The organism is Treponema endosymbiont of Eucomonympha sp., assembly GCF_001028545.1.
Genome location: NZ_BBPW01000180.1, coordinates 1 through 1,223, shown reverse-complemented (window position 1 = coordinate 1,223; position 1,223 = coordinate 1). Strand labels below are relative to the sequence as shown.

The window sequence follows — 1,223 nt, the reverse complement described above, 5'->3', positions numbered from 1 at the left end:
AATCCGAATCGGCGACAACGACAACCTGAGCGCGCTGACGGCGATTCTGTGGAACGCCGATTTGCTCATTCTGTTCAGCGACATAGACGGCATTTTCACCGACAACCCCAAGACGCACCCGGGCGCGGCGCTCGTCGAGACGGTGCGCGACACGGCGGAGCTGCTTTCCCGCATTACTATGGGCGCGGCGAACGATTTCGGCACGGGCGGCGTGCGGACAAAGATTGAGGCGGCGGAAAAAGCGGCGGCATACGGCATTCCGGTCGTGCTGGCGAACGGCAAAAGCGAACAGGCGCTGGAGCGGCTCGCGGCGGGCGGTATGGGCGGCACGCTGTTCCTTGCGCGGGACGAATAAGGCGTTACCCGTGCATTGCACGGGTAACGACAGAGTTTCTTGAAAAAACTCTGCATCAGGGGTCGGCGGCAGCCGAATATACCGAGTTCCTTGAGGGAACTGCCGCAACGCCGTAGGCGTGCTACCGAGTTTGCTTCGCAAACTCGCGGCATATGGTCAAGCCCCTTTCGGTAAGCCTGCTCGGTAGCCTCGTGGAGGAAGCCCTCGGCGGGCGTTCGGTTTTACCAGCATATCGCTGCATTAGCCGAATCAGCCCATATTTCAGATTTCCGCAAAGCCTGCTCGGTAGGCAATTGTGCGGGAAGTTCCGGTAATCCTTCTCGGTCAGCCTGATAAAACCGCCGAATATTTTTATCCGCGGTGATTTTACCAGCATTCACCATATATACCGGAAGATACCAAAAACGCGCCGACCTTTGCCGAAAACTATCCGCAGTGGAAACGCCTTGTAGAAAATCAAACGCTTGTGGCGCACAATATGAAGTTTGATTACAGTTGCCTGACGTCTTGCCTCAAAGATTTTTGCAACAAAGATATGTCATTCAAAACCTATTGCACAATGAAAATATGGCGCAGCGTGTTTGAAAATACGGGTCTTTCCACTTGCTGTAACAAAAATGATATAGAGTTGGTAAATCACCACAATGCTTTGGCGGACGTCGAGGCTTGCGCAAGATTGTTTATTCTCGCCGTAAATAAAAGCACGAACTTACAGGATTAAAACACGCTGCACAGACAAAAGGTTCGGCGCATTTACCGAGGCTGACCGAGAAGGATTACCGGAACTTCCCGCACAATTGCCTACCGAGCAGGCTTTGCGGAAATCTGAAATATGGGCTGATTCGGCTAATGCAGCGATATGCTGGTA

3 protein-coding genes are annotated in these 1,223 nt (G+C 53.1%); all 3 read left to right on the top strand.

The genetic code is table 11. From position 1 onward, the window contains the following. Positions 1 to 355: amino acid kinase family protein (locus AWU74_RS05760; RefSeq protein ID WP_438816361.1), on the top strand; the 355-nt coding region annotated here is incomplete at its 5' end. Positions 356 to 507: 152 nt separating this feature from the next. After that, the gene (locus AWU74_RS11715) at positions 508 to 669 is read left to right on the top strand and encodes a hypothetical protein (RefSeq protein ID WP_187150879.1); all 162 of its coding nucleotides are present in this window, start codon (positions 508 to 510) and stop codon (positions 667 to 669) included. Positions 670 to 740: 71 nt separating this feature from the next. Then, a complete protein-coding gene (locus AWU74_RS13470) occupies positions 741 to 1,076 on the top strand; it encodes a 3'-5' exonuclease (RefSeq protein ID WP_162504902.1) in 336 nt (111 codons plus the stop codon). Positions 1,077 to 1,223: the final 147 nt, after the last annotated feature.